Source organism: Stenotrophomonas maltophilia group sp. RNC7, assembly GCF_030910085.1.
Classification (GTDB): Bacteria; Pseudomonadota; Gammaproteobacteria; order Xanthomonadales; family Xanthomonadaceae; genus Stenotrophomonas; species Stenotrophomonas sepilia.
The window spans coordinates 1-281 of the sequence record NZ_JAVFVN010000677.1; the positions used below are offsets into that span (position 1 = coordinate 1).

Consider the following 281-nt stretch of genomic DNA (forward strand, 5'->3'; position numbering starts at 1 on the left):
GTTCGGGATGGGATCGGGTGGTTCCACAGCGCTAATTTCACCAGGGAGGCTTTTGGAGTGTCGCACTCGTCCCTGTGGGACAAGGCGCCAGCCTCGCATAGTTCTTGTGACGTAGCGTGCACTTGGATGCTCTTACGACGCTGTCGTAAAGCCAAGGCAACTTGAGGTTATATGGTCAAGCCGCACGGATCATTAGTATCAGTTAGCTCAATACATTGCTGTACTTACACACCTGACCTATCAACCACGTAGTCTACATGGTTCCTTCAGGGGGCTTGTGC

The 281-nt window shown here is 52.3% G+C and carries 1 rRNA gene; it reads right to left on the reverse strand.

Annotation, left to right across the window (positions count from 1 at the left end):
• Positions 1-171: 171 nt before the first annotated feature.
• Positions 172-281 (reverse strand): 23S ribosomal RNA (locus RCF13_RS14125); the annotation flags it as partial.